Source organism: Paenibacillus sp. FSL R5-0470, from assembly GCF_037975205.1.
Taxonomy (GTDB): domain Bacteria; phylum Bacillota; class Bacilli; order Paenibacillales; family Paenibacillaceae; genus Paenibacillus_AQ.
Map to the genome: position 1 here is coordinate 4,479,934 of NZ_CP150238.1, position 20,421 is coordinate 4,500,354.

15 protein-coding genes are annotated in these 20,421 nt (G+C 42.0%); 3 read left to right on the plus strand and 12 right to left on the minus strand.

Translation table 11 applies throughout. The annotated features are described in order from the left end of the window. Positions 1-322: 322 nt before the first annotated feature. The 6 genes from MKY99_RS19805 to MKY99_RS19830 form a co-directional block, all read right to left on the minus strand. Positions 323-4,813 (minus strand): hypothetical protein, encoded by a 4,491-nt coding sequence (locus MKY99_RS19805; RefSeq protein WP_339265909.1) that lies wholly within the window; start codon positions 4,811-4,813, stop codon positions 323-325. Further along, complete coding sequence (locus MKY99_RS19810; protein WP_042129190.1) at positions 4,791-5,549, minus strand: DUF6063 family protein; 759 nt, start codon at positions 5,547-5,549, stop codon at positions 4,791-4,793. Before MKY99_RS19810 ends, MKY99_RS19805 begins: the two co-directional genes overlap by 23 nt. Before the next feature lie 12 nt (positions 5,550-5,561). Then, complete coding sequence (locus tag MKY99_RS19815; RefSeq protein ID WP_339265911.1) at positions 5,562-7,067, minus strand: hypothetical protein; 1,506 nt, start codon at positions 7,065-7,067, stop codon at positions 5,562-5,564. 181 nt (positions 7,068-7,248) lie between these two features. Continuing rightward, the gene (locus MKY99_RS19820) at positions 7,249-8,055 is read right to left on the minus strand and encodes a carbohydrate ABC transporter permease (protein ID WP_339265913.1); all 807 of its coding nucleotides are present in this window, start codon (positions 8,053-8,055) and stop codon (positions 7,249-7,251) included. Next, complete coding sequence (locus tag MKY99_RS19825; protein WP_076121149.1) at positions 8,052-8,927, minus strand: sugar ABC transporter permease; 876 nt, start codon at positions 8,925-8,927, stop codon at positions 8,052-8,054. The genes MKY99_RS19820 and MKY99_RS19825 overlap by 4 nt, the downstream gene beginning before the upstream one ends. Positions 8,928-8,955: 28 nt before the next feature. Beyond that, a complete protein-coding gene (locus MKY99_RS19830) occupies positions 8,956-10,248 on the minus strand; it encodes an ABC transporter substrate-binding protein (RefSeq protein WP_339242380.1) in 1,293 nt (430 codons plus the stop codon). A gap of 278 nt (positions 10,249-10,526) precedes the next feature. Here MKY99_RS19830 and MKY99_RS19835 point away from each other — a divergent pair, with 278 nt between their 5' ends. Together MKY99_RS19835 and MKY99_RS19840 are read left to right on the plus strand one after the other, a co-directional pair. Beyond that, complete coding sequence (locus tag MKY99_RS19835; protein WP_339265915.1) at positions 10,527-12,080, plus strand: response regulator; 1,554 nt, start codon at positions 10,527-10,529, stop codon at positions 12,078-12,080. Positions 12,081-12,137: 57 nt separating this feature from the next. Then, complete coding sequence (locus MKY99_RS19840; protein ID WP_339265917.1) at positions 12,138-13,850, plus strand: sensor histidine kinase; 1,713 nt, start codon at positions 12,138-12,140, stop codon at positions 13,848-13,850. Positions 13,851-13,911: 61 nt separating this feature from the next. Here MKY99_RS19840 and MKY99_RS19845 read toward each other — a convergent pair whose 3' ends face one another. Further along, positions 13,912-14,478: a GNAT family N-acetyltransferase gene (locus MKY99_RS19845; protein WP_339265919.1), complete on the minus strand. Its 567-nt coding sequence runs from the start codon at positions 14,476-14,478 to the stop codon at positions 13,912-13,914. A gap of 276 nt (positions 14,479-14,754) precedes the next feature. Between MKY99_RS19845 and MKY99_RS19850 the strand changes: the two genes are divergently transcribed. Further along, on the plus strand, positions 14,755-15,567 hold the full coding sequence (locus MKY99_RS19850; protein ID WP_339265921.1) for an undecaprenyl-diphosphate phosphatase: 813 nt from the start codon (positions 14,755-14,757) through the stop codon (positions 15,565-15,567). A gap of 66 nt (positions 15,568-15,633) precedes the next feature. Here MKY99_RS19850 and MKY99_RS19855 read toward each other — a convergent pair whose 3' ends face one another. From MKY99_RS19855 to MKY99_RS19875, 5 genes are all read right to left on the minus strand, one after another. After that, positions 15,634-16,227 carry a hydrolase gene (locus MKY99_RS19855; protein ID WP_339265923.1) on the minus strand — a complete coding sequence of 198 codons (594 nt, stop codon included), beginning with the start codon at positions 16,225-16,227 and terminating at the stop codon, positions 15,634-15,636. Further along, positions 16,199-17,428: a multidrug efflux MFS transporter gene (locus MKY99_RS19860; RefSeq protein ID WP_042189792.1), complete on the minus strand. Its 1,230-nt coding sequence runs from the start codon at positions 17,426-17,428 to the stop codon at positions 16,199-16,201. Before MKY99_RS19860 ends, MKY99_RS19855 begins: the two co-directional genes overlap by 29 nt. Before the next feature lie 73 nt (positions 17,429-17,501). After that, complete coding sequence (locus MKY99_RS19865; protein WP_042189794.1) at positions 17,502-18,332, minus strand: AraC family transcriptional regulator; 831 nt, start codon at positions 18,330-18,332, stop codon at positions 17,502-17,504. Next, positions 18,329-19,573 (minus strand): stalk domain-containing protein, encoded by a 1,245-nt coding sequence (locus tag MKY99_RS19870; RefSeq protein ID WP_339265925.1) that lies wholly within the window; start codon positions 19,571-19,573, stop codon positions 18,329-18,331. Before MKY99_RS19870 ends, MKY99_RS19865 begins: the two co-directional genes overlap by 4 nt. 170 nt (positions 19,574-19,743) lie before the next feature. After that, complete coding sequence (locus MKY99_RS19875) at positions 19,744-20,259, minus strand: CAP domain-containing protein (protein WP_188114664.1); 516 nt, start codon at positions 20,257-20,259, stop codon at positions 19,744-19,746. Positions 20,260-20,421: the final 162 nt, after the last annotated feature.

Consider the following 20,421-nt stretch of genomic DNA (forward strand, 5'->3'; position numbering starts at 1 on the left):
TAAAATACGAAGCTATTCCAATATATGGTGTGGATCTAAAAACCAATTAGGGAAAACCTCCCTAATTATGTGAGATTTATCGTGCTCCAAGCGACAATTAGGGAAAATACCCCTAATTATCAGGGTGATTCCTTCGTAAAGCGGGTATTCACGTATTTATTAGGGAGGATTTCCCTAAAAGTCACACATTGATCCGGTAATTGGCTAATTTTAGGGACAATTTCCCTAATTCATCCTAAACGCGAAAAAAGGGGCGTACCGGAGTAGCTTAATGCCACTTCGGTACGCCCCTTTCATTATGGACGCTGGTAAACGCTGCTGATCAAAACAGCGAAACAGGAATGAGCTTTCTTCCTCCCTTGACTAGAGTGGATTCTAACATATCCCCTTTGACACCTCCGAAATAGAGCTGCCAGTACACACCAAAGCGAACGCTAACGTCATTCTTCACTAGCTCCGGTGGCGTTACAATCAGCCACTGAAATTTAAGAGCCTTAGAAATTTCAAACACGGGATCAAGTACGTTATTAGAAACCATTTCTCCAAAAGGATTGTCATATAAAAAGACCGTCCATCCCTTGTTCTCACGATTCACTCGTTTATGCGTCATGATCATCATGGCTACCAACAGCTGTACAGATTGACGCTGTCCACCACTGCCGACAGCCTCATCCAGCGCACCGCGATTGATGATCTCCCAGTCGGAATAATGATAGTCTTCCGGAGCGGCATAGAGGAAGTAATTCTCCGTTACCGGTTTATATACCTGAAGAATCGGGAAGCGATTCTGAAGTGCCGCATAGACGATTCGTCCATCATTAATAACCTCTTTGATTACCACTGCTGGCACTTGTTCAATCTTTGGATATTTTGCAAGCAGTTCCTGGATACATCGATTGAAATAGTCGCTCACCATCGGCTCTACTTCATCGCTTGCTCTCGGTACATTGATATTCTTATAATTCAGTCGTACCAGCGGGAAGGCATAATTATTCTCGTTATGAATAATCATTCGACGTTCCATTCGCTTCATAATATCAATGATTTGTACTACACGATAAGAAGCCCGGGCGACCCACATCTTGCGGGACAGATCCATATCCTCCTTATCACTTTGAATGCTCTCAATCTGATCGCGTGAGCTACGTAACATCGAATCTAGGACTTGCTGAGCAATAGCGAAGTTATCCCAATGAACCGTATTTAAACGATCTAGAATCTTGGTCTCCAGTTCAGAGTTCCGTTCGTTTTTGGCAAGCTTTCCGGTTAATGAATTTTTCTCTTCCTTCACTTTCCTGGAGACCTCATCCCGTCTAACCCGGCTATCCTTAATCCGAAGAAGCCAGTCAGCAACGAGAGACTCGCAGCTTTCTCTAACACTCAGCATTAATTCTTCTGACACAGTCCGTAAATTGACCCGTTCCTCAATATGTGCATTCATGATTTTGATTTGATTGGATAACGTCTGAATGAGTGCATCCATTCGTTCCAAAGATCGCTTACACTGATTAAGCATGTGCTCATTCTCTTGGAAACGCTCTTGAATGTCAGTCTCTTTTTGCTCGAGTGGCTCATTCCAAATCTCCACGGCACGCTCGTGTTTCTCTTTGATTCCTTTTTCTACCTTACGCAGTTCCTTCTGCAAATTGTCCAACTCGGTCTGGCAACGGATGAAAGAGTCGTGAACCATCTGATAGTCTTCTTCTAACGAAGAGGTTTCCGACTTTTGACGGTTTCTTGCAGCCATAATGGATTCGGTAGATTCAGCAGGTTCTGCCACCTTCCGCCAATCCACATCAACTTGATTCAGGCTGACTTCAAGCTCCGTTTGATTCTCGCTGGCCGCTTTGATCTGGGCGGCTCTTGTTCGAATTTCAAGCTCATTCTCCGTCAACGATTGCTGCAGACTTTCAACGGTACTGAGCTGCTGCAACAGAAGATTCTGTTCTACTGGATCAATTGGTGTGGTTTCGATATCATCTGAAAGCTGATGATATGTCGGAAATACAATTTCAGGGAACCAATGCTGCAGTCTAGGAAACAGAGCATACTTGGCATCTCCCATCCATTTCTCGCGCTCTCCGCCAAGGCTTACCATTTGTGCTTCAAGATGCTCGAGTTGCTGGTCCTTACTCGCAAGCTCTTTGCTCACTAGACTCTTACGATCTGTATACTTTTTCTTCTCCTTTTGATCCTGCTCATGTTTCTTCGAACGTTCAATCCAACCTTGCAACGCTGCTGCTCTCTGCTCATGCTCTGCACTAAGCACCTTATTCTCGATAAGTTCCCGACCGATCCGAGCAAGCGTGCTCTCGTTCTCATTAATCTCGTTGCTAAGACTGATAATGCTCTGCTGAAGTTCACTTTGCAGTTTCATAAGGGTATTGCGTTTGGCTGTAATCGTCACAGTGTTCTCTGTTTGATATAATCGCTCATATTCCTGACGCACAGATTTCAACTTCGATAAATAAGCCTCCGCGTCCTGAAGCACTTGTTCTTGCTCCTTAAGCTTCGCCTGAATACCGCTCTTAAAGTTTAAGAACCGATCTGGCTCCAGTACCATTTGTGGGCCTTGGTTAGCTAGAAGCTTAAAAGATACTGGATCTGAAGCTACCATCTCTTCACGGATAAAGATAGGCACCGCTGATTTCAGCAGTGTGTCCTTCAGCAAATCCGGTTTAATTTTATCAGCTTCGCGCCGGGTAACAATCAGACTATAAGGAAGGAGTGGATGGTGCTCTAGTTCTTCCTCACGTTCAAGGTATGGACGATCATTTAGATAGGAACTACCCGGTGTAGATTGAATCTTGAGCGAATCGAGTGTATCCTTGACCGCGAGAATATCTGAATTCGGCAGCCAGTAGGATTGGTTCTGAAGTTCCACGTCCATAAGCTGATTGTAGTACTCTCGTCTGGAACGTTTTGTCTGCTGCTCCACTTCATCCATTTTTCGGATAAATCGTAGTTGAATCGTATCCTTCTCTTCAAAAAGACCAGTAGCTCCCAAACGATTATGTTCATCAAACATTTCCAACAGCACAACGATTTGTGACCATAACTGTGATTCTTTATAGGTCTGAGAATCGAGCTGTACCCCAAGCTCATCAATCTCTCGTTCATAAGAGCGATGTTTCTCACTGAGCTCGGCATGATTCTTATGCAGTACCAGCTTTCGGTTCTCAGCCTCTTTATGCTGTTCCTCTAACGCGTCCATATCCAGAAGTATCGTTTTGGCAGCAGAAATCGTACGTTGAAGCGCCGCCACCGGAGTATGGGCAGCTTCTTGACCATGCTGGGCTGCGAATGTGCCAAGCTCTTCTGTATATTGCCGGATAGATAACGTCAATTCATTAATCTGAATATCCAGACCTGCTAACTCCAGCAGAAAGCTCTCCCGCTCCTTGCGCAGACCTTTTTCTTCACTCGTCAGAGCCCGCTCCGCGGTTCCAAACCCACTGATCGTTTGTTGCCAGAGGTTAAACACCACATCCCACTGTTTCCGAAGCTTTTCTTTAGCCGCCAGAATGACCTCTTGACGTTCTTTCATCTCTAAGGAACCTTCGATGGCTTGAATTTCTTTCTGCCACTGCTCTATTTGTCGTGTGTGGAGCATACGCTTAGCCAAGAAATGAGCCACTTCTAGCTTTTTCTCCTGAGCCTTGGAATGGTCCAGCCGCCCACGTGCACGTCCCTGATCATCACTGAGCTTTTTGAACTCTTCCTGTTTTAGCTCCAGTTCTTCCTTGCTGCGCAAATACTTGAGATTGTCTGTCTCAAATCGCAATTGCTTCGCTTCCTGATAACGCCCAGCCAGTTCATTAGCAACCTTACTTCGCGCTTCTTCTGCATTTTTCTGCTCTTCATAGATAACCGTATAGATCTGACGTCCACGCAGTTCAGTTTCTTGAACGGCGTTCTCTGCTTCAACTCCTAGCTTCACCAGCTCATATAATGGCGCAGCCATGCCAAGAAACTCTGTGTAGACTTGTTCCCGTTGTTCAAGCATCGGTAGGCGTTGAGCTACTGTCGCCGTGTCAATAAACATCCGCTGCAGCGTATTGTCTTCTTCTTTGGGTCCCTCATTTAGACTGGAACCTATCTCAGGGATAATTAACTTTTCGAATAAGTTATGGTTGGTAAAGGCATCATTCTTTTTAAAATAACCTTTAATACCGCCCTCTTCCCCATTGATTCGCCTCATATTACGCCACTCGGCGATATGAATATCCCGAGTAGCCAGGAAATCATAATATCTTTTTAAATCCGAGCTATGGCTACCGAAAGGTACAATTTCTCCCCGCCGATCTCGTATAAATTGCTGTATCGTTTCAAAACTCGTAGGTTCAGCAGACTCTTCATCAAAGAGCGGCAACGTAGAAAGGGTAAGTTCAGATGCTTCACCGTAATCTGTAAGTGCGTACAGTAAGTAATCTACTTTTATGTCCTGCTGATCCAGCGAATTATGTGCTGTCATAGCAATACCAGTCGTCATGTACTCATTACGCTCACTGTTGTCGAGATGCCATTCGATAGCTACGTGAAAGGTGTAAGGTTTAAGTTGTTTTTTATGGTTATGAAAAAATGCTTCAACCTGGTTCTCACTGTCTTTTCCCCATGGCGTTTTGGGCATTAATAACTGAAATATAGATTGCAGCAGTACGCCCTTCCCGCCGCCATTCATAAGCGTTATAAGGGTATTGGCCGGCCCCTCTTCGTTGCAGAGGTCCAGAATCATATCATCATATTTCTTGAGCATTTTCTCGTATTTAAGTCCTGTAATCCGTATGCGTTCAATCCGCGGCATTAGTAGCACCGTCTTTCTCAGCTAAAGTTCGTCCAATGAGTTTCTTTAATTCCTGATACCGGTCAACATCATGATATAAATACCGCATTCTCTCATAAAGCTCTTCCCGCGGGAATATGCGCTTCTCTGACTCTGAGATGAACACGAGCTTCTCCTCTTCCAGGAGCTTCATGCCTTCATGAATCAGCCCAATTCGTGAGCCTGCGCCTCTTGTCAGAAGATCGCTCTCTTCCTGACTCTTAGTTTGCATATAAAGGTTAGTCCACACCTTCGACATCGCTTGGATATCCAACCGCCACTGCTGGCTAAACTGACCTTCATCATCCATCTGTATCCAAGCTTGAAAAAGTGAAGACACCTGATCGGATATCTGTATATAGGACATACTGTCCTGTCCGGACTTAAAATGAGTCTCGTCCTGGTCCATCTCGGCCAGAAAAACAAGGATGATAATATTAATGATATGTAAATGAGTTTTGCGCTCAATTCGTGAATATTTATTCTTCAACTGGGTAAAGTTGGTGGCGAACACTGACCCGAGTGGATTGACGAGCAGATGGAGACGTTGTCCGGAATTCATCACTCGGCAGCCTGCCTCCTTGGCAACATATTGAAGCGCATCATATGTTCCAGCGTCCTGCAGGCATTCTGCCGCCGCAGGATCATCGAGAGGAATTACTTTTTTACGAAGTAATTCAAAAAATAGCCGTGAAGCTTGCTGTACCTGTTCTAATGTATAACTCATGCTTGTAACCTCTCACCTCTCCACGATCTTAATAATAAATGGACTCATGTCCAGACCAGACCAGCGTACCCTTGGGTATGGTTCTGAAACAATGCTCGTCCGCAGCAGCTTGCCGTGCAAGCTCTCCAGTTGAGGATCATCCTCTAGTACATACCGGATTAGCAACTGGCATTCATCGGATCCGTTGCTGTTCTCTGGAGCTTGTTCTTGTACTATAATTTCAGAATGAAAAAACTGCACCCATAGATCTATAGCATCCGGTGTGCGTGCCCAACGTGTTAATTCCTCCGGGGTAAAAGCTTCCTCAGTAAATGTAAAGCTTCCACACTCGGCTAGAGCATTGAACACAGGCTTCCACAGTTCAACGACTTCCGCCCAAGGAATCCCCTTAGGAATATATTGAACGGTCTCCGCATCTATCTCATCATCAAGTTCATCCATCACAAATTCCGGAATAAAACCAACCTCTTGCTCCTCCCAAGCCCAGGGAAGCGGATAAACAAAATCCTGATTCGGAGCAAACAATCCGCCAAGAAGCAGTTCAAGGCTGTCGCCGCTTGGAAGCCCCTCTTCTTTAACCCATTCCTCCCAGATATGAGTACGGAAGTTAAATCCGGCTGCTCCCCAGAATAATTCAGGGAAGTTCAATCTTAAATTAGTCTCCACCTCAAAAATGTTCAAGACTATCTCAGCCAGTTCATCGTGTACTCGCCTAGAGAGCTCCACTCGTTCTGAAAGAATACGAATCTCGTTAAAGTCGATCACATCTTTCTCGTCATTGGCAAGCCGGGCCAGAGAACGATGAATGTTATCAAAATGCTTGCGTTCTTCCTCGAACTGCTGATGAATTTCTTCGAGTCGCTGATGCCGAGCCACTCCAAATTCACTGAAAATATGCTTCGGGTTACGGCGCAATGCATTCCTGTATTCCTGCTGTTCATGGGTCATCTTCCGGACCCGGGAGATAAGCTCATTTACATCCTGAAGCGCCCGAGTTACACGTCCATGCTTAATATGCATCTGAATCTCGAGCAGCTTGATGCTGATCTGGAACTCTTCGATAATCTCATGACTCATAAAAATAAGCTCCATGGCATATTCGGAGAGACGATAGATTGTTCTGCCGCTCTCTTCCCAGCTACTGCGGGTCGCATCCTCATCCACCATGAAATACTTATATTTCTGCACAGACATTTGCCGAGCCGCATCATCATAATAATAGGATTCAAAATCCCCACCATTTCCGCTCCAGAGCAGGCCGTCTACTAAGCGTTCTACGGATTCGGTAGTCCCGAGATTCGCAATATTGAACCGTTCCAATGCAGTCCAAGCCAGCGCTATTATATCTTCCTTGGATCTTCTCTCATTGGATTCTAGCTCCAAATAATAGACTTGCAACAAGATGCTTAAAGATACCATTTCTTTGTACGGTTGGATTTCGCCAAGGTTCATCCCAGCCCCCAGATTCCATAGGGGATTCAATCGTTTATTTCGTTCGCCAAAATCCGACCAATTCATCTTTCTGCCATCCTCACCAAATAAAAATAAAACCCGTATACATCCGTATAGGGTTCTGAAGTACGCGAATATATGTTTCTATTATATCAATTCATCGAAGGTTGTGCTATTTATTGTTAAACAAAATCTTATAAGGACGGAGACAATTAAATGCCCCCGTCCCTACTATATCATTTTGTTACTACTTCACAGATCCGAGCATCCCTTGCACAAATTGTTTCTGCAGCAAGAAGAAGATTAATACTGTCGGCAATGTAGTGATAACTATGGAAACCATAATCATTCCATAATCTGGATTATAAGACGAAGCTAACGATGACACGATCAAAGGCAGTGTTTTCTTATCCTGACTTTGGAGTGCAATCAACGGCCACAGGAAGTTATTCCAATTACTCATGAATGTAATAATCGCTGCTGCCGCATAGGTTGGTTTCATGGTTGGCATATACACTTTTGTGAATAATCTCAATTCACCCAGCCCATCCACACGACCTGCTTGCAGCAATTCTCGCGGGAAGGATTTGGTATTCTGCATAAAAAAGAAAATCATAAACGCGGTTGTAATGGTGGGCAGAATAACTGCTACAGGCGTGTTTAAAATTCCAAATTTACTGAACATCCGGAACAGTGGAATCATGATCGCTGCAAACGGCATCATCATGGAGAGCATTAGAATACCAAACAGGCGATCTTTACCTTTCGTCCGATAAATCTCAAATCCATACCCTGCGATCGAGCTAAGTAGCAATGTTAGGAGGGTACCCACGACCGCGATCAGAGCAGAATTCCAGAACGCCTGGCCAAGGTTGGTCGAGCCAAATAAATGACTTACATTATCGGAAAAGCTTGAGCCAAACGAGAATTTTCCTTTTACTATATCCGAAGAAGTATTCGTCATCCCAATAAGCATCCACACAAAAGGAAATAGAGAAATGACAGACGCTATGATTAAAAAGAAATGAATGATTGATTTATTTAGCTTGCTCAATCTTTTTCGCCTCCCACCTTAAGTTGAAGAAATGCCAACACAGCTACCATGATTACAATGGCATAGGAGACTGTAGCCGCATAACCAAAGTTAGGAGTATATACGAACGATAAATTATAGATATAATTCGATATCGTCATTGTCGAGTTACCCGGTCCACCATTGGTAATATTAACGACCTCATCAAATAATTGCAGCGTACCATTCGTTGAGATAATTGCTGTAAACAAAATAATTGGTTTCAACATTGGTGTAGTGATACTGAAGAACTGCCGAGTCTTTGAAGCTCCGTCAATAGAAGCCGCCTCATACACACTAGGATCAATATTTTGCATAGCAGATAAATAGAAAATCATGTTGTAACCCGTCCAACGCCATGTGATTGCTAGAATTATAACAATACGGGCCCAAAGTGGGTCAGTGAGCCATCCAACAGGCTCACTCACTAAATGAATGGACATAAGCATACGGTTGAGAATACCGTCTACAGAGAATATGCTTTTGAACAAGACTGCATATGACACCAATGAGGTTACACACGGGAGAAAAATCGCCGTACGATAAAACCCCTTAAAGCGCAAACCAGGCATATTAAGAAAATAGGCAATGATTAAGCCCAAGAACAACATAATTGGCACCTGAATAACCAGGTATAATAAAGTATTCGAGACCGCTTGTCTAAACATAGGGTCGGAGAATAGACGCACATAGTTTTTGAGCCCTACAAAACTGTACACAGTCCCTTTCCCTGATTGAAATGATAACAGTAATGATTGAATCATGGGATAGAAGCTAAACAGCATTATGATCAGTGAAGGCCATAATACGAACTGCCATCCCGCGATAGTAGATTTATTCCACTTTTTCTCCATATCCTATCCCCACCTGCTAACTTTATATTTATTGCACCTGTTGTTCGAACAATTTTTGGATGTTAGCTAAGCTTTGCGTCAAATCCGCGCCATTCAGAATGTTTGGCAATTCATTTTTAAGTGCATCTTTTGCTTCCTGTGTATACATTCCCAGAGAAATCCCCGGAACTTCTGTAGACCATTTCGTGAAATCGCTGTAGATAGCTTGACCACCAAAGAACTCTGAGGTTTGACCATAAGCCTCACTGGAGAATGCCGGAATAAAGGAACCCACACCGCCATTTTCCGTCAAGAATCGCTCGTAGAATTCACTGCTGGAGCCCACTGTTTTGGACAGGAAATCAATTGCAAGATCTTTATTAGCTGAGCCATCAAGCACAAACCAGCTGGAACCGCCTTCATTCGATGCATTAACACCACCATCAATTCCCAATCTTGGCGTTGGCGCTACTTTCCATTTACCACTTTGATCTTTAGCATCCATGATAGATGATACCTGCCACACTCCCGATACTACTGTAGCTACATCACCAGCATTAAAGCTGCCTACAAATTCACTCCAGCCTGTAACAGGCTTAGCAATCCCGGAATCAGAAATCGCTTTGTATACACGAAGGGTCTCTGTCATTACAGGGTTATTAACAAAGTTTCCTTTATTGTCAGGTGTGATGTACCACGATCCACCCGATTGCAGAAGAATGGAGGTTAAGGCTTCATCATTTGGATTAATGGTCGCCATGTATTTGCCCGTCTTTTCTTTTACAATTTTACCGATTTCAATATAACGATCCCAAGTGATATTCTGTAAGTCTGCATCCGTAAAACCTGCTTCCTCCAGATAATCCGAGCGGTAGAACATACCTGTTGAACCAATATCAAAAGGAACACCATACATTTTACCGTCTACCTTAAGTGCATCGACCTTGTATGGAGAGAATTGAGTGTAATCAATCTTGTCACCAAAATCTGCGAAGGTATTTGGATATGCGTTAACATATTTTTGAATATTAGGATCATTTACCAGAATAATATCTGGAAGACCGTCTTTAACATCTGCTGCCAGATTAGTATTCAGCTTTTGTTCCAAGTCCGTTTTGGCCATTTCAACAACCTCTAGCTCAAAATCAGGATTTTCTTTTTTGTAAAGATCTTCAGCGATCTTTAAAGCTGCACCATTAAAGGAAGGGTCCCAGGCCCAAGCGATCACTTTTTTCTTAGTAGTACCGCTTTCATTTTTCTCCGCTGAATTTGATGACCCGCAAGCAGCGAGTACCGTTGCTGTCATTGATACTAAGAGCAATACTGATAACCATTTTTTCAATTTCTACAACCCCTTTTGACTTTGTATGTAAGCGGTTCATTCTTTAACGCTTGAACCTAATTTTAGAGAATTCAAAATGATAAGTATAATAATCATTCGTTCTTTCTTAGTAGTAATTATTGTTCATTTAATAAATGTTATTTTTTTCCTAGTAAAAATTATGGTCGATAGCACTTTTTATTTGTATATAGCTTTTCAAACCAGATCCCATACCGTAATATGAAAGATTGTTATATGATGAGAAAAATACAACAAGAGAAATAACGGGGTGTCCTACTATGAACAATAACGTTTCAACCTATCGGGTGATGATCGTAGACGATGAAGCCATCCTTCGAACGGGGATTATGCATTTATGTAACTGGAGCAAATATGGAATTGAAATCGTTTCCCAGGTCTCAAATGGCCAAGATGCGCTCGACCATATCGAATCCACACGTCCACATGTCGTCATCACCGATATTGTGATGCCAGTTATGGATGGAATAGAATTCTCAAAAATCATGAAAGTGAAATATCCGGAAATTAAAATTATCGTATTAAGCAGCTACAGTGAATACGATTATGTTCGGGAAGTCTTTAAATACGGCGTTACTGATTATTTACTCAAACCGAAAGTCTCTTCTGCTGAGCTTATAACTTTAATCCAGACATTGTGTGGTTCAGTGAACTTACATACATCCGGTAATATTCGTCCTAATCTGGACATTTCGTTGATCCTTTCCCAATGGCTTGAACATGATTCGTTACCAATTGAAGAATCTATAGACTTGCTCACAAAATATTTTCGAGGAAATTGCTTTATGCTGGCAAAAGCCAGCAACAGCTTACTTCTGTCCAGAACAGAGTGGAGTCAAAACCAAATGGAGGAGCTCCTTCTTTCATTGGCAAAGCAACATTTATCTAATAACTTAACCTATTCTTTTATATTCCTTAAGACAGAATTTCTAATTCTCCTAAACTACGAGGAGACTGCAGCTCAAAATATAATGACATCAATTCAATCATTAGCTGAGGCCGTGAAAGAAAAGCTTCTGTATATCTCATTTATTCTTTCCAATCCATTTTCCGGTTTAGAACAGATTAAGGAAGCGCATTTGCGATTAACACCGTACCTTGGCAAACTGATCTATTTCCCAACACAAGTAGTAGTTCCGGAAAATGCAATTCTCATTCCTAGCGAAAAGGTATCTTTCGACCTGAATCAGTTTACTTCATTGTTACGGATTTTGGCTATAGATGACGCCAGAGAACAATTGAAAGCGTTTTTTCTGAAAATCTTATCTACACAGGACTATGACGAATATAGCTTGAAACGTTTATGTCAAAATCTCATCTATACGGCAATGAGTACACTTGAGCATATTAAGCAGCCCATTTCTGAGCTTGGTTCGTCCAGACTAAAGTTATTTAAAACCATTGATTTAGCTTATAGCATCAATGAATTAGAGAGTATTTTGATACAATTCCTAGATGCACTGAAATCCAGTATGAAACAAACAGATCAACAATCGATGATTCTGCACCAGATTTATGAATACGTCAACAAACATTATGCTAATGAAATCTCATTATCAGAAATGGCAAATACCTTGCATCTTAACTATAGTTACCTCTCCTCTTATTTCAAACAGCGAACGCAAGAGAATTTAACTACATATATCAGCAGGGTGCGAATAGATAAAGCGAAAGAACTGCTGCTGGACCCTAATTTAACCGTATCAGAAATCAGCCGTTTAACCGGATTCTCAGAACATAATTATTTCTCGAAGGTATTCAAAAAAATGACTGGAAAGACTCCTGTGGAGTTCCGTACTCAAATCTCCCAGTAAAGACAGGTGAACGGCTTGCTTCGTAAGAATAGTATCTTTATCAAAATTCTAATCCTTATGTTAATGGGGATTCTTGTAATCTCCTTCATCCTTACCATGGCCTCCTCGAAAATTTCAGAGCGGATTCTACTAAATCAAGTCGTCCAGAATTCATCCGCCAATATGAATTTGGTAAAGAATGATTTACTGCGATACAATGACCAGGTTGTGAATACGATGCTGCAGATAAACAGTAGTGTTGAATTTAAAAATTATATTACCAAGCCGGCTCTGACCTCGCTTGAGCATACCAATCTGGTCATGAGTCTTGGAAGATATATTGATATCTACAAAGATTACCTCAGTCCCGACAACTCCCATATCATTGTTTCGGCAATGCCGGGAAAAGGAGGACGCCATTATTCAAGCAATAACTTGAAATGGGATAAAATACCGGATGAAATCGTATCGGATTATATGACGATTAATGGAGTTATTCCCAATCGGATTCAATATCATAGCAGTTCAGATCTTTTCAAAGAAACTGTACCCTATAAAAACTATATTTTTGCTACGAAACCTTTGGTAGATAGTGCTTCCGGTTCAATGTACGGATATACAGCCGTTGTTATGGACGAGCTTAACATCTATCTTAAATACAGCCCCTACATTTCGGAAGGCATTCATATCTCGCTTATCTCAGCAGAGGGTACGATTCTCTCCAGCAGCAATAAGGCTTCCATTAGCACGTATAATTCCTTTCTTCTATTGAATGCCATGAACGCTGTGGAGCAAGGAGGTATCGTCACAAATTCAGAAAATAAACAAACCTATATTTCGTATTTCCTTCCGGAGTTTAATGCCTACATTATAGAGGAGGTTGATCAATTAACTGCATTTGCGCCGCTATATACAATCTCAAACGAAATCATCAAGGTAGTTAGCATTGTACTGGTGATTAGCATGTTGTTTGTCTATTGGCTTAGTAAACGAATCATTCAGCCCCTGAATCAGTTAGTCAATACGATGAAAACGTCCAAAGGGGACAGTCTGAAATTGCATCCCTTGCAGGAAGATGGCAGCTACGAGACTAATGTATTAACCAAAGCCTACAATCATCTGATTAGAGAAATTGACCGGTATACCGAAAGAGTTGTCTACGAACAGCAGGAACGCCGGAAGGCAGATCTCAATGCTCTGCAAATGCAAATCAACCCTCACTTCCTGTATAATACGCTGAGTTCGATCAAATATTTAGCCAACATGCATCGGACCCAACAGGTGGATCAAACGATCGATAGCCTCATCTCCATGCTTCAGAATACCTTAGGATCTACAGAGGACATGATTACTGTAAAACAGGAGATAGAGACTTTAAAGCATTATGTATTTATCAATCAGATCAGATACGGTGATCAAATCGGTGTCCACTTTGAGATTTCTGAAGACAGTACGGAGCTGTTGGTCCCCAAGCTGATCATCCAGCCTTTTGTGGAAAACGCGTTTTTCCATGCTTTCCCTGGATACGTCAGCGGCAATATTCAAATCTTCATCTCCCAGCGGGATGAGCATTTAATCATCGAAATTATGGACGATGGTATAGGGATGCCGAACGCTCTTGAGCAGGTGAATGTAAGCAAAAAACATCATTTATCAGGGATTGGCATCCAGAATGTTCATGATCGAATTCAGCTGCTCTTTGGATCACCTTATGGTATCCACATTGAAAGCGAGCCAGGTTATGGCACAGCCATAAAAATAATCATCCCTGCTGCGAAATATAGTTCATGATCAAAAAAAGGGCTGCCCCAAAAGCCATGAAATGGCTGAATGGGACGCCCCGTTTTAATAACTACTGAGTAACGCTTGGAGAATACGCCATGCAATACTGCTCTAATGTACTATTGGGTAAGGGGATAACCTTAACCGTGCGGAATTGATAATGCTCATAGATAGGAAGATTACTTTGCGTCTGTGTCTCTAAGGTGCATAATGCATTCTTCTCGCGGCACTCGGCGAGCAGCGGCATCATAATCTTTGATACATATCCTTGCCCACGGTAACGTTCTTGCACTACAAGCATATCCAAATGCATATACTTCCGATCACCAAACATCGATAACCATAAGGAGCTCATACTGCGCAAAATAGTTAGTCCTCGAATAAATCCTCGTACACCAATGATTCGGCAAATCGGTAAACACTTGAGAATCGCCAGCCCAATTTGTTTCATATAGTTGACGTTCGAAATCAATGTCCCGCTCTGACGCTCCGAATGGAACACCAAAGCGACAGCTTCATAATTTGTTGACGTCGTTAGTAAATCCGAATAAGGATACAACATCTCAATATAACGATGAAAAAAAATGTTTAATACGCGGAGTCTGGTTGTTTCATCAGGCAAAATATGCTGATACAATGGATCATCCTTTGCGAAGGCTTCTGCCAGAACGCTGGCGGCTTTCGGAATGTCCTGCCGATGAATTTTAATTAATGAACTACAAATAGTTCCACCTCATTTAGTTTACTTTCGCGATAGGCTCGGTTAGTGAAGAAGCCATTCAAGAATATTATAACTGGTTCAGTCAACCCCTCATTTAAGGCGATGAACTTCGATATGGCACGATGGTTCTATTGTCATTTCTTCATTGAATGAGATATGATTAAAAAGATTACAAAAATACTGGGAGGAAAAATGGAAGATATTATACTGTGGCTTAAATACTTGTTTCTAGGGTTTGTTCAAGGGGCAACTGAGCCAATCCCCGTTTCCTCGAGCGGCCATTTGATCATCGCACAGAAATTGCTAGGCTTAAAACAGAATGGGCTATCCTTTGAAATCCTAACAAATACGGCTTCTCTAATTGCGATTTGCTTTATTTTCCGCAAAGATATCGGAAGATTGATCACTGGATTCGTTCAATTTATTCTGACCCGCAAAGAGGAATATAAGTCAGATTTTATGTTCTCTTTGTACATTATCATTGGCACCATGCCTGCGGTTATCGTAGCCTTGTTCTTTAAGGATCAAATTGAGGAGATCTTCTCGTCAGTACACACCGTGTCCATCGCCTTGCTTGTAACCGGGGTTGCTTTATGGTTAATTCGTAATCTTCGCGGTCGTAAACAAGATGGGGATTTAAAAGCGAAGGATGCAGTCATAGTCGGACTTGCCCAAGCTGTAGCTCTTATTCCTGGGATAAGTCGCTCAGGCGCAACGGTCATCTCTTCCATTGCTGTGGGAATGAAGCAAGAAACTGCTTTACGCTTTTCTTTTATGCTGTATATTCCAATCAGTCTGGGCGGACTTGTTATGGGTGCATCTGATATTGCCAGTGACCCGAACCGAGCGCAACTAGCAATTCCATACTTAATTGCATTTATTACTACACTAGTCGTTACGTATTTTTCTATGCGCTGGTTTATGGGGATTATGGCTAAAGGTAATTTGAAGTACTTCTCTTATTACTGCTTCTTGGCTGGGATACTACTCCTTATCTTCATGTAAGTACATGATTTCAAACAAAAGCCCTCATGCTCTCTGGGATTCCAGAGAGCATGAGGGCTTTTCATCCTATTTTAACAGGGATATTACTTCACCACTCGACCGAATCTTGCCGATCCTAGGGAAAATGGTTTTACACACATAGTCATGCTCTTCTTTCGTAGAAGCAGTCATTGCATCTTCCACAAAAACTTGGTTGTAACCAAGCTGATAAGCTTCTCTAGCTGTCGTATCCACACCTATGGATGTAGAAATACCACACAAGACAATTGTATCTATACCACGACGCCGTAGCTGCAAATCAAGATCCGTTCCGAAGAATGCCCCCCACTGACGTTTAGATATCACATGTGCGTTTTTGAAGTCAGATAATTCAGGTACCAAGGTATCCCAACCTTCTGGAATGGATCCTGCATTCATCTTCAAATCTGTTTGAGGTCTTAACATATCCTGTCCATCTAACGAGGATACTCTTACAAGTACTACAAACGCCCCCTTTTCCGTGAAGGCTTGAACTAAACTGCTGCCCTTCTGAACCACCTGCTCACCTGTATGTGGAGCCTTATTAGGCATGTTAACAATTCCATTTTGCAAGTCGATTACAACCAGCGCCGTTTTCTTTGCATCAATACATTCAGTTTCTGATCTCTTTAAGTCTTCCATTGTCTTCTCTCCCATTTAAGCTTAGTTTTTTATACACTTTAAAATAAACCCAGCCTGCATTTATCAATAGCAAAACACTCGTAATAAAGAATACATCTCGGATCCCAAACCAGGCTGCCACTTGCCCACCTAGAACCGAACCCGCAAATGTGCCAAGATAACCTGCCGACATGTTAAATCCAAATACTCTTCCTGTAAGCGCATCTGGTGTTATTTTCTTAACGAGGATATTCACAGAAGGTATTAACCCACCTGCCGCTAATCCTAGTAGAAAACGCAGACCCATTAACTGCCAAGGATTCTGAACAAACGCTTGTGGGATAAACAGAAGTCCTGCCGCTATAAGCGCAACTAGTATAACTTTTTGAGCACCTATTCGGTCAGACAACTTGCCAAGCCTTGGAGCAGCAATGATGTTAGCCAGCCCTGAAGCTGAGAAGGTCATCCCTGCAAGCAGAGCCACATGACTAGCACTCTTGGAGAGCTGAGTAACATATACCGTAATAATTGGTTCTACAGAGTATAAAGCAACAGTTAGAATAAAGAAGGTTACAAACAAGGTTAGCGTTAGGCTCTTCTCTGGAACACTGCTCCAGACCTCCTTGATACTTAGCGTCTTTTTATCTTCACGATGAAAAGATTCCTTCACGAACAAAGCGGTAGTAATGAAGGCAACCAGCATCAGTCCACCCGTAACAAAAAATGAACTTTGTAAACCCATGCTCTCTGCAATGAAACCACCAATCGTTGGGCCAAGTAAAGCTCCAGCAATACTGGCTGTTGAAAGAGTTCCTAAAGCATATCCTGCATGTTCCTTATCCGTCTGAGTCGCGATTAATGTAGTACAAGCTGTACTATAACCCGTTATTGTACCCTGTAATAATCTTAGTGCAATTAATACATACACATTAGGCGCAAACCCCATACAGCTGATCACAATCGCCATCCCAAGACTTGCCCGCAAAAGCATTGGTTTCCGTCCGAACCTGTCTGCCGCCAGCCCCCAAATGGGTGAAAATATGGCTGAAACGATAAAGGTAATCCCAAAAGCAATGCCAGAAAACTGAGCAACGGAATCGGCATTGTCTACACCAAGATGCTTAATGTAAAGTGGCAATACTGGCGCAATCTGGCTCATACCTACACCCGTTACAAACATACCAAACCAGCAAACGATCAAATTCCTTTTCCACATGGACATAAAAAAGCCTTCTTTCTGCTAACAATAACAACCTCATATTAACAGTCAGATTGGCTCTATACCATGCATTATTCTAAACTCCATGGACATTTTTGCTCTGAAATTCCGAAGGGCTGATGCCTGTCATTCTTTTAAAAATTCTGCTGAAATAAAATTCATCCGTAAATCCAAGGGTTTGCGCAACCGCTTTGATTTTTATATCCCCTTCAAGAATCAGCTCTTTCGCTTTATCAATTTTCATTTTATTAAAAAACTCAATGATCGAATAACCTGTAATCTCTTTGAATGCTCTCGATAAATAAGCAGGTGAAAGCTGTACCAAATCTGACAATTCGCTCAAGCTAACTTTCTCATTGATCTTTTGATGCATGTAATTAATAATTTTTTCCACCTTTAATGAAGTGGAGTAATTTTGACTTTGTTTTTGTGTATTTTGAGCAATTGCAATGATAAGCTGCTGTAACAAAGTCTTCGCTACAAATTCATACCCTGGCAGCTTAGTATTCCAGCTCTGAATCATTTGTCCGAAGATATCTTCCACTTGATAATAATCCTTCAACTCGGATACAGCTTGCAAATGGAGTGAATCCACATCACCACTAATTCCCCAGTTCTCCTCGTTCATGCTCACCTTCGCATAGTTGAAATGAACGGACAGAAAGCATAAGGGATCTTCAGCATCTATCTCTATTGAATGCTTAACATCTGGAGAAATATAGAATAACATACCAGCTTTAAACGAATGTCGTTTTCGCTCCATCATAAAGCTGCCCTTCCCTCCAGTCACTAAGAGAAGTTCATGATGCTGAAGGGTTCTAACGAGCTTGCTCCAATTTCTCTTGGGGTCATTGAAGTATCTATAATTACAATATAGTATGTGGAAAAATAGATTATTTATATTCATAAAAGACCTGTCCAAATGTCCACCGAACGTTCGATCGGATCGTATTCTACATCATATCCGAACGTTTCGGATATAAATCGGAGAGGAACATAGGTCGCGTAACCGTATAGATGAGGTGGGCTATTCATCTGCACAGCTTGTCCATTAATGTAGGCTGTATGATCGTCGATGGTCATCTTCAGAGAAAGTCCATTTTTTTCAGCGGTAATCGTGCGAGTTGCCTTGTTCCATTCTACCCTGGCTCCAAATAACTCAAAGAGATAACGCATGGGCACTTCTGAAATACCATTCACAATGTTTAGCGGCGGTGCTGATAGAAGTGGCATATCATCAATGTTCAACTGATACAGGAATGGGCTTGTCTTAAAGGTCCATTTTTTCACTAGCGTTTCGCCACCAGATTGAAATGAAACCTCCGCGGTATATTCCCGATCCCCCCTCAACTGACGCTGCGCTGTTAATACATACCCGTAACCAGAATTGAGTTTCTTCACACTAAGCGGGATACTAATGTGGCGGTTGCCTGCCTGTGTGCTTAGTTTAGCCTTTATGTCCGCTACATCCCGTAGACTACTAAAGACCGTAAGTGTTGTAGCTTCTCCTTGAATTAACTGCTGTGCATTCATTTTGTAAATGTTGCCTGACCACACTCGCGTCATTCCATCATAAGGAAATACGCTCGCAGTCGCTGGTGTAGTCATTACGCCTTCTGACTTCACAGCACCAACAATCACGGTAGACTTACCCACTCGTGCAATGCCAATAGAAGCAACTGCCGGGGTCAGCATCACTTCCCTGCGATCATGCATAACTGCTAGCTCGTTAATCTCTGAAGCCATATCAAATTCATCATAGGCCCGCTCTTTCATATATACGGTTTCCATAATCTCCGGTACTTCTCCGCTTAAACCCGACGTTAACACTCTCTCTTTAGGCGTTTGTTGGGTAAAGAACTCACGACCTTTCACTTCTATAGATAAATCGCCTTCAGACTTTATTGTAAAATTAGCATTAGCGTAGCGAGCATGATTAATCGCCGCCTTAACGAGGGCAGGATCAAGTTTCACTTCCTCCAACCCCATTTGTTGCCGAATTTTATTAATCGAAGCTAGTGCTTTTAGTTGCTCCGCACTACTAGTTCCGTCAAACAATACTTTTGCGGCTTGTACCTTTGTGACATCAATCAATGGAGTGATTGCCATAAGCAGCAAGACGCCTATAAGTATCCATTTTTTACGCATAGTTCCCCTCCTAAAAATTCCATATCTTGTTAGACGACATTCTTCCAGAAAGGTTTCTGTAAAGCAGTTCAAAAACACAAAACAAACCACCCCGTAAATGAACTTCACCTCAATGGTTAGACACACAATCAGAGGCGTATTTCATTATAGAGTGGCTTCACTGTGATCTCTTATGGTTTCTGAATAAACAGTTGTGTCCAATAATGTTGATATTGACTAGTTGCAGTTCCCCCTACATAACCAACCCCAATATCCGTAAAGCGAGGATCCAAAATATTAGCTCTATGACCAGTACTATTCATCCACGTTCTCATTACTGCTTCAGGTGTTGCTTGGCCCGCCGCGATATTTTCTGCATAAGCACGCCACTCCACTCCAAATCGATCTAGCATTTGAGAGGGGGTGCCATAAGTTGGAGAGGTATGACTAAAATAGTTATTATCCCTCATATCTCTTGATTTCAAAACCGCAAGATCAGTTAGCCGCGTATTTAGAGTTAAGGCAGCGATTCCTCTACTCGTCCGTTCTTCGTTGACTAATCTAAAAACTTGCAATTCAAATGCGTTAGCTTGTCTAATATGAATCCTTGACTTCCCTACTCTTTTCGTTACGGGACTACGTTTCGTTTTTATTCCTTTACTCAAAGAACTTTTGACTCTTCTTATTGAAGATATTCTTTGCTTCATGATTTTCCCTCCTACACTGTATTTACAACAATATATTGTGGAAGAGGTCCTCACGCTTGTACCAAAGTCTATAATTCTACTATAAATTTTGTTAACCCTATGTACTTGATTTCTCTTTGACTTGACATGCATATGTTACTTTATGTTAATATAAACAAATCA

What these genes read in the sequence shown, in the direction of transcription:
- MKY99_RS19875 (WP_188114664.1), bottom strand. Translation starts at nt 20,259, where the DNA reads ATGAAGCAAAGAATATCTTCAATAAGAAGAGTCAAAAGTTCTTTGAGT.
- MKY99_RS19860 (WP_042189792.1), bottom strand. Translation starts at nt 17,428, where the DNA reads ATGTCCATGTGGAAAAGGAATTTGATCGTTTGCTGGTTTGGTATGTTT.
- MKY99_RS19815 (WP_339265911.1), bottom strand. Translation starts at nt 7,067, where the DNA reads ATGAATTGGTCGGATTTTGGCGAACGAAATAAACGATTGAATCCCCTA.
- MKY99_RS19855 (WP_339265923.1), bottom strand. Translation starts at nt 16,227, where the DNA reads ATGGAAGACTTAAAGAGATCAGAAACTGAATGTATTGATGCAAAGAAA.
- MKY99_RS19870 (WP_339265925.1), bottom strand. Translation starts at nt 19,573, where the DNA reads ATGCGTAAAAAATGGATACTTATAGGCGTCTTGCTGCTTATGGCAATC.
- MKY99_RS19810 (WP_042129190.1), bottom strand. Translation starts at nt 5,549, where the DNA reads ATGAGTTATACATTAGAACAGGTACAGCAAGCTTCACGGCTATTTTTT.
- MKY99_RS19850 (WP_339265921.1), top strand. Translation starts at nt 14,755, where the DNA reads ATGGAAGATATTATACTGTGGCTTAAATACTTGTTTCTAGGGTTTGTT.
- MKY99_RS19865 (WP_042189794.1), bottom strand. Translation starts at nt 18,332, where the DNA reads ATGAATATAAATAATCTATTTTTCCACATACTATATTGTAATTATAGA.
- MKY99_RS19825 (WP_076121149.1), bottom strand. Translation starts at nt 8,927, where the DNA reads ATGGAGAAAAAGTGGAATAAATCTACTATCGCGGGATGGCAGTTCGTA.
- MKY99_RS19835 (WP_339265915.1), top strand. Translation starts at nt 10,527, where the DNA reads ATGAACAATAACGTTTCAACCTATCGGGTGATGATCGTAGACGATGAA.
- MKY99_RS19840 (WP_339265917.1), top strand. Translation starts at nt 12,138, where the DNA reads ATGTTAATGGGGATTCTTGTAATCTCCTTCATCCTTACCATGGCCTCC.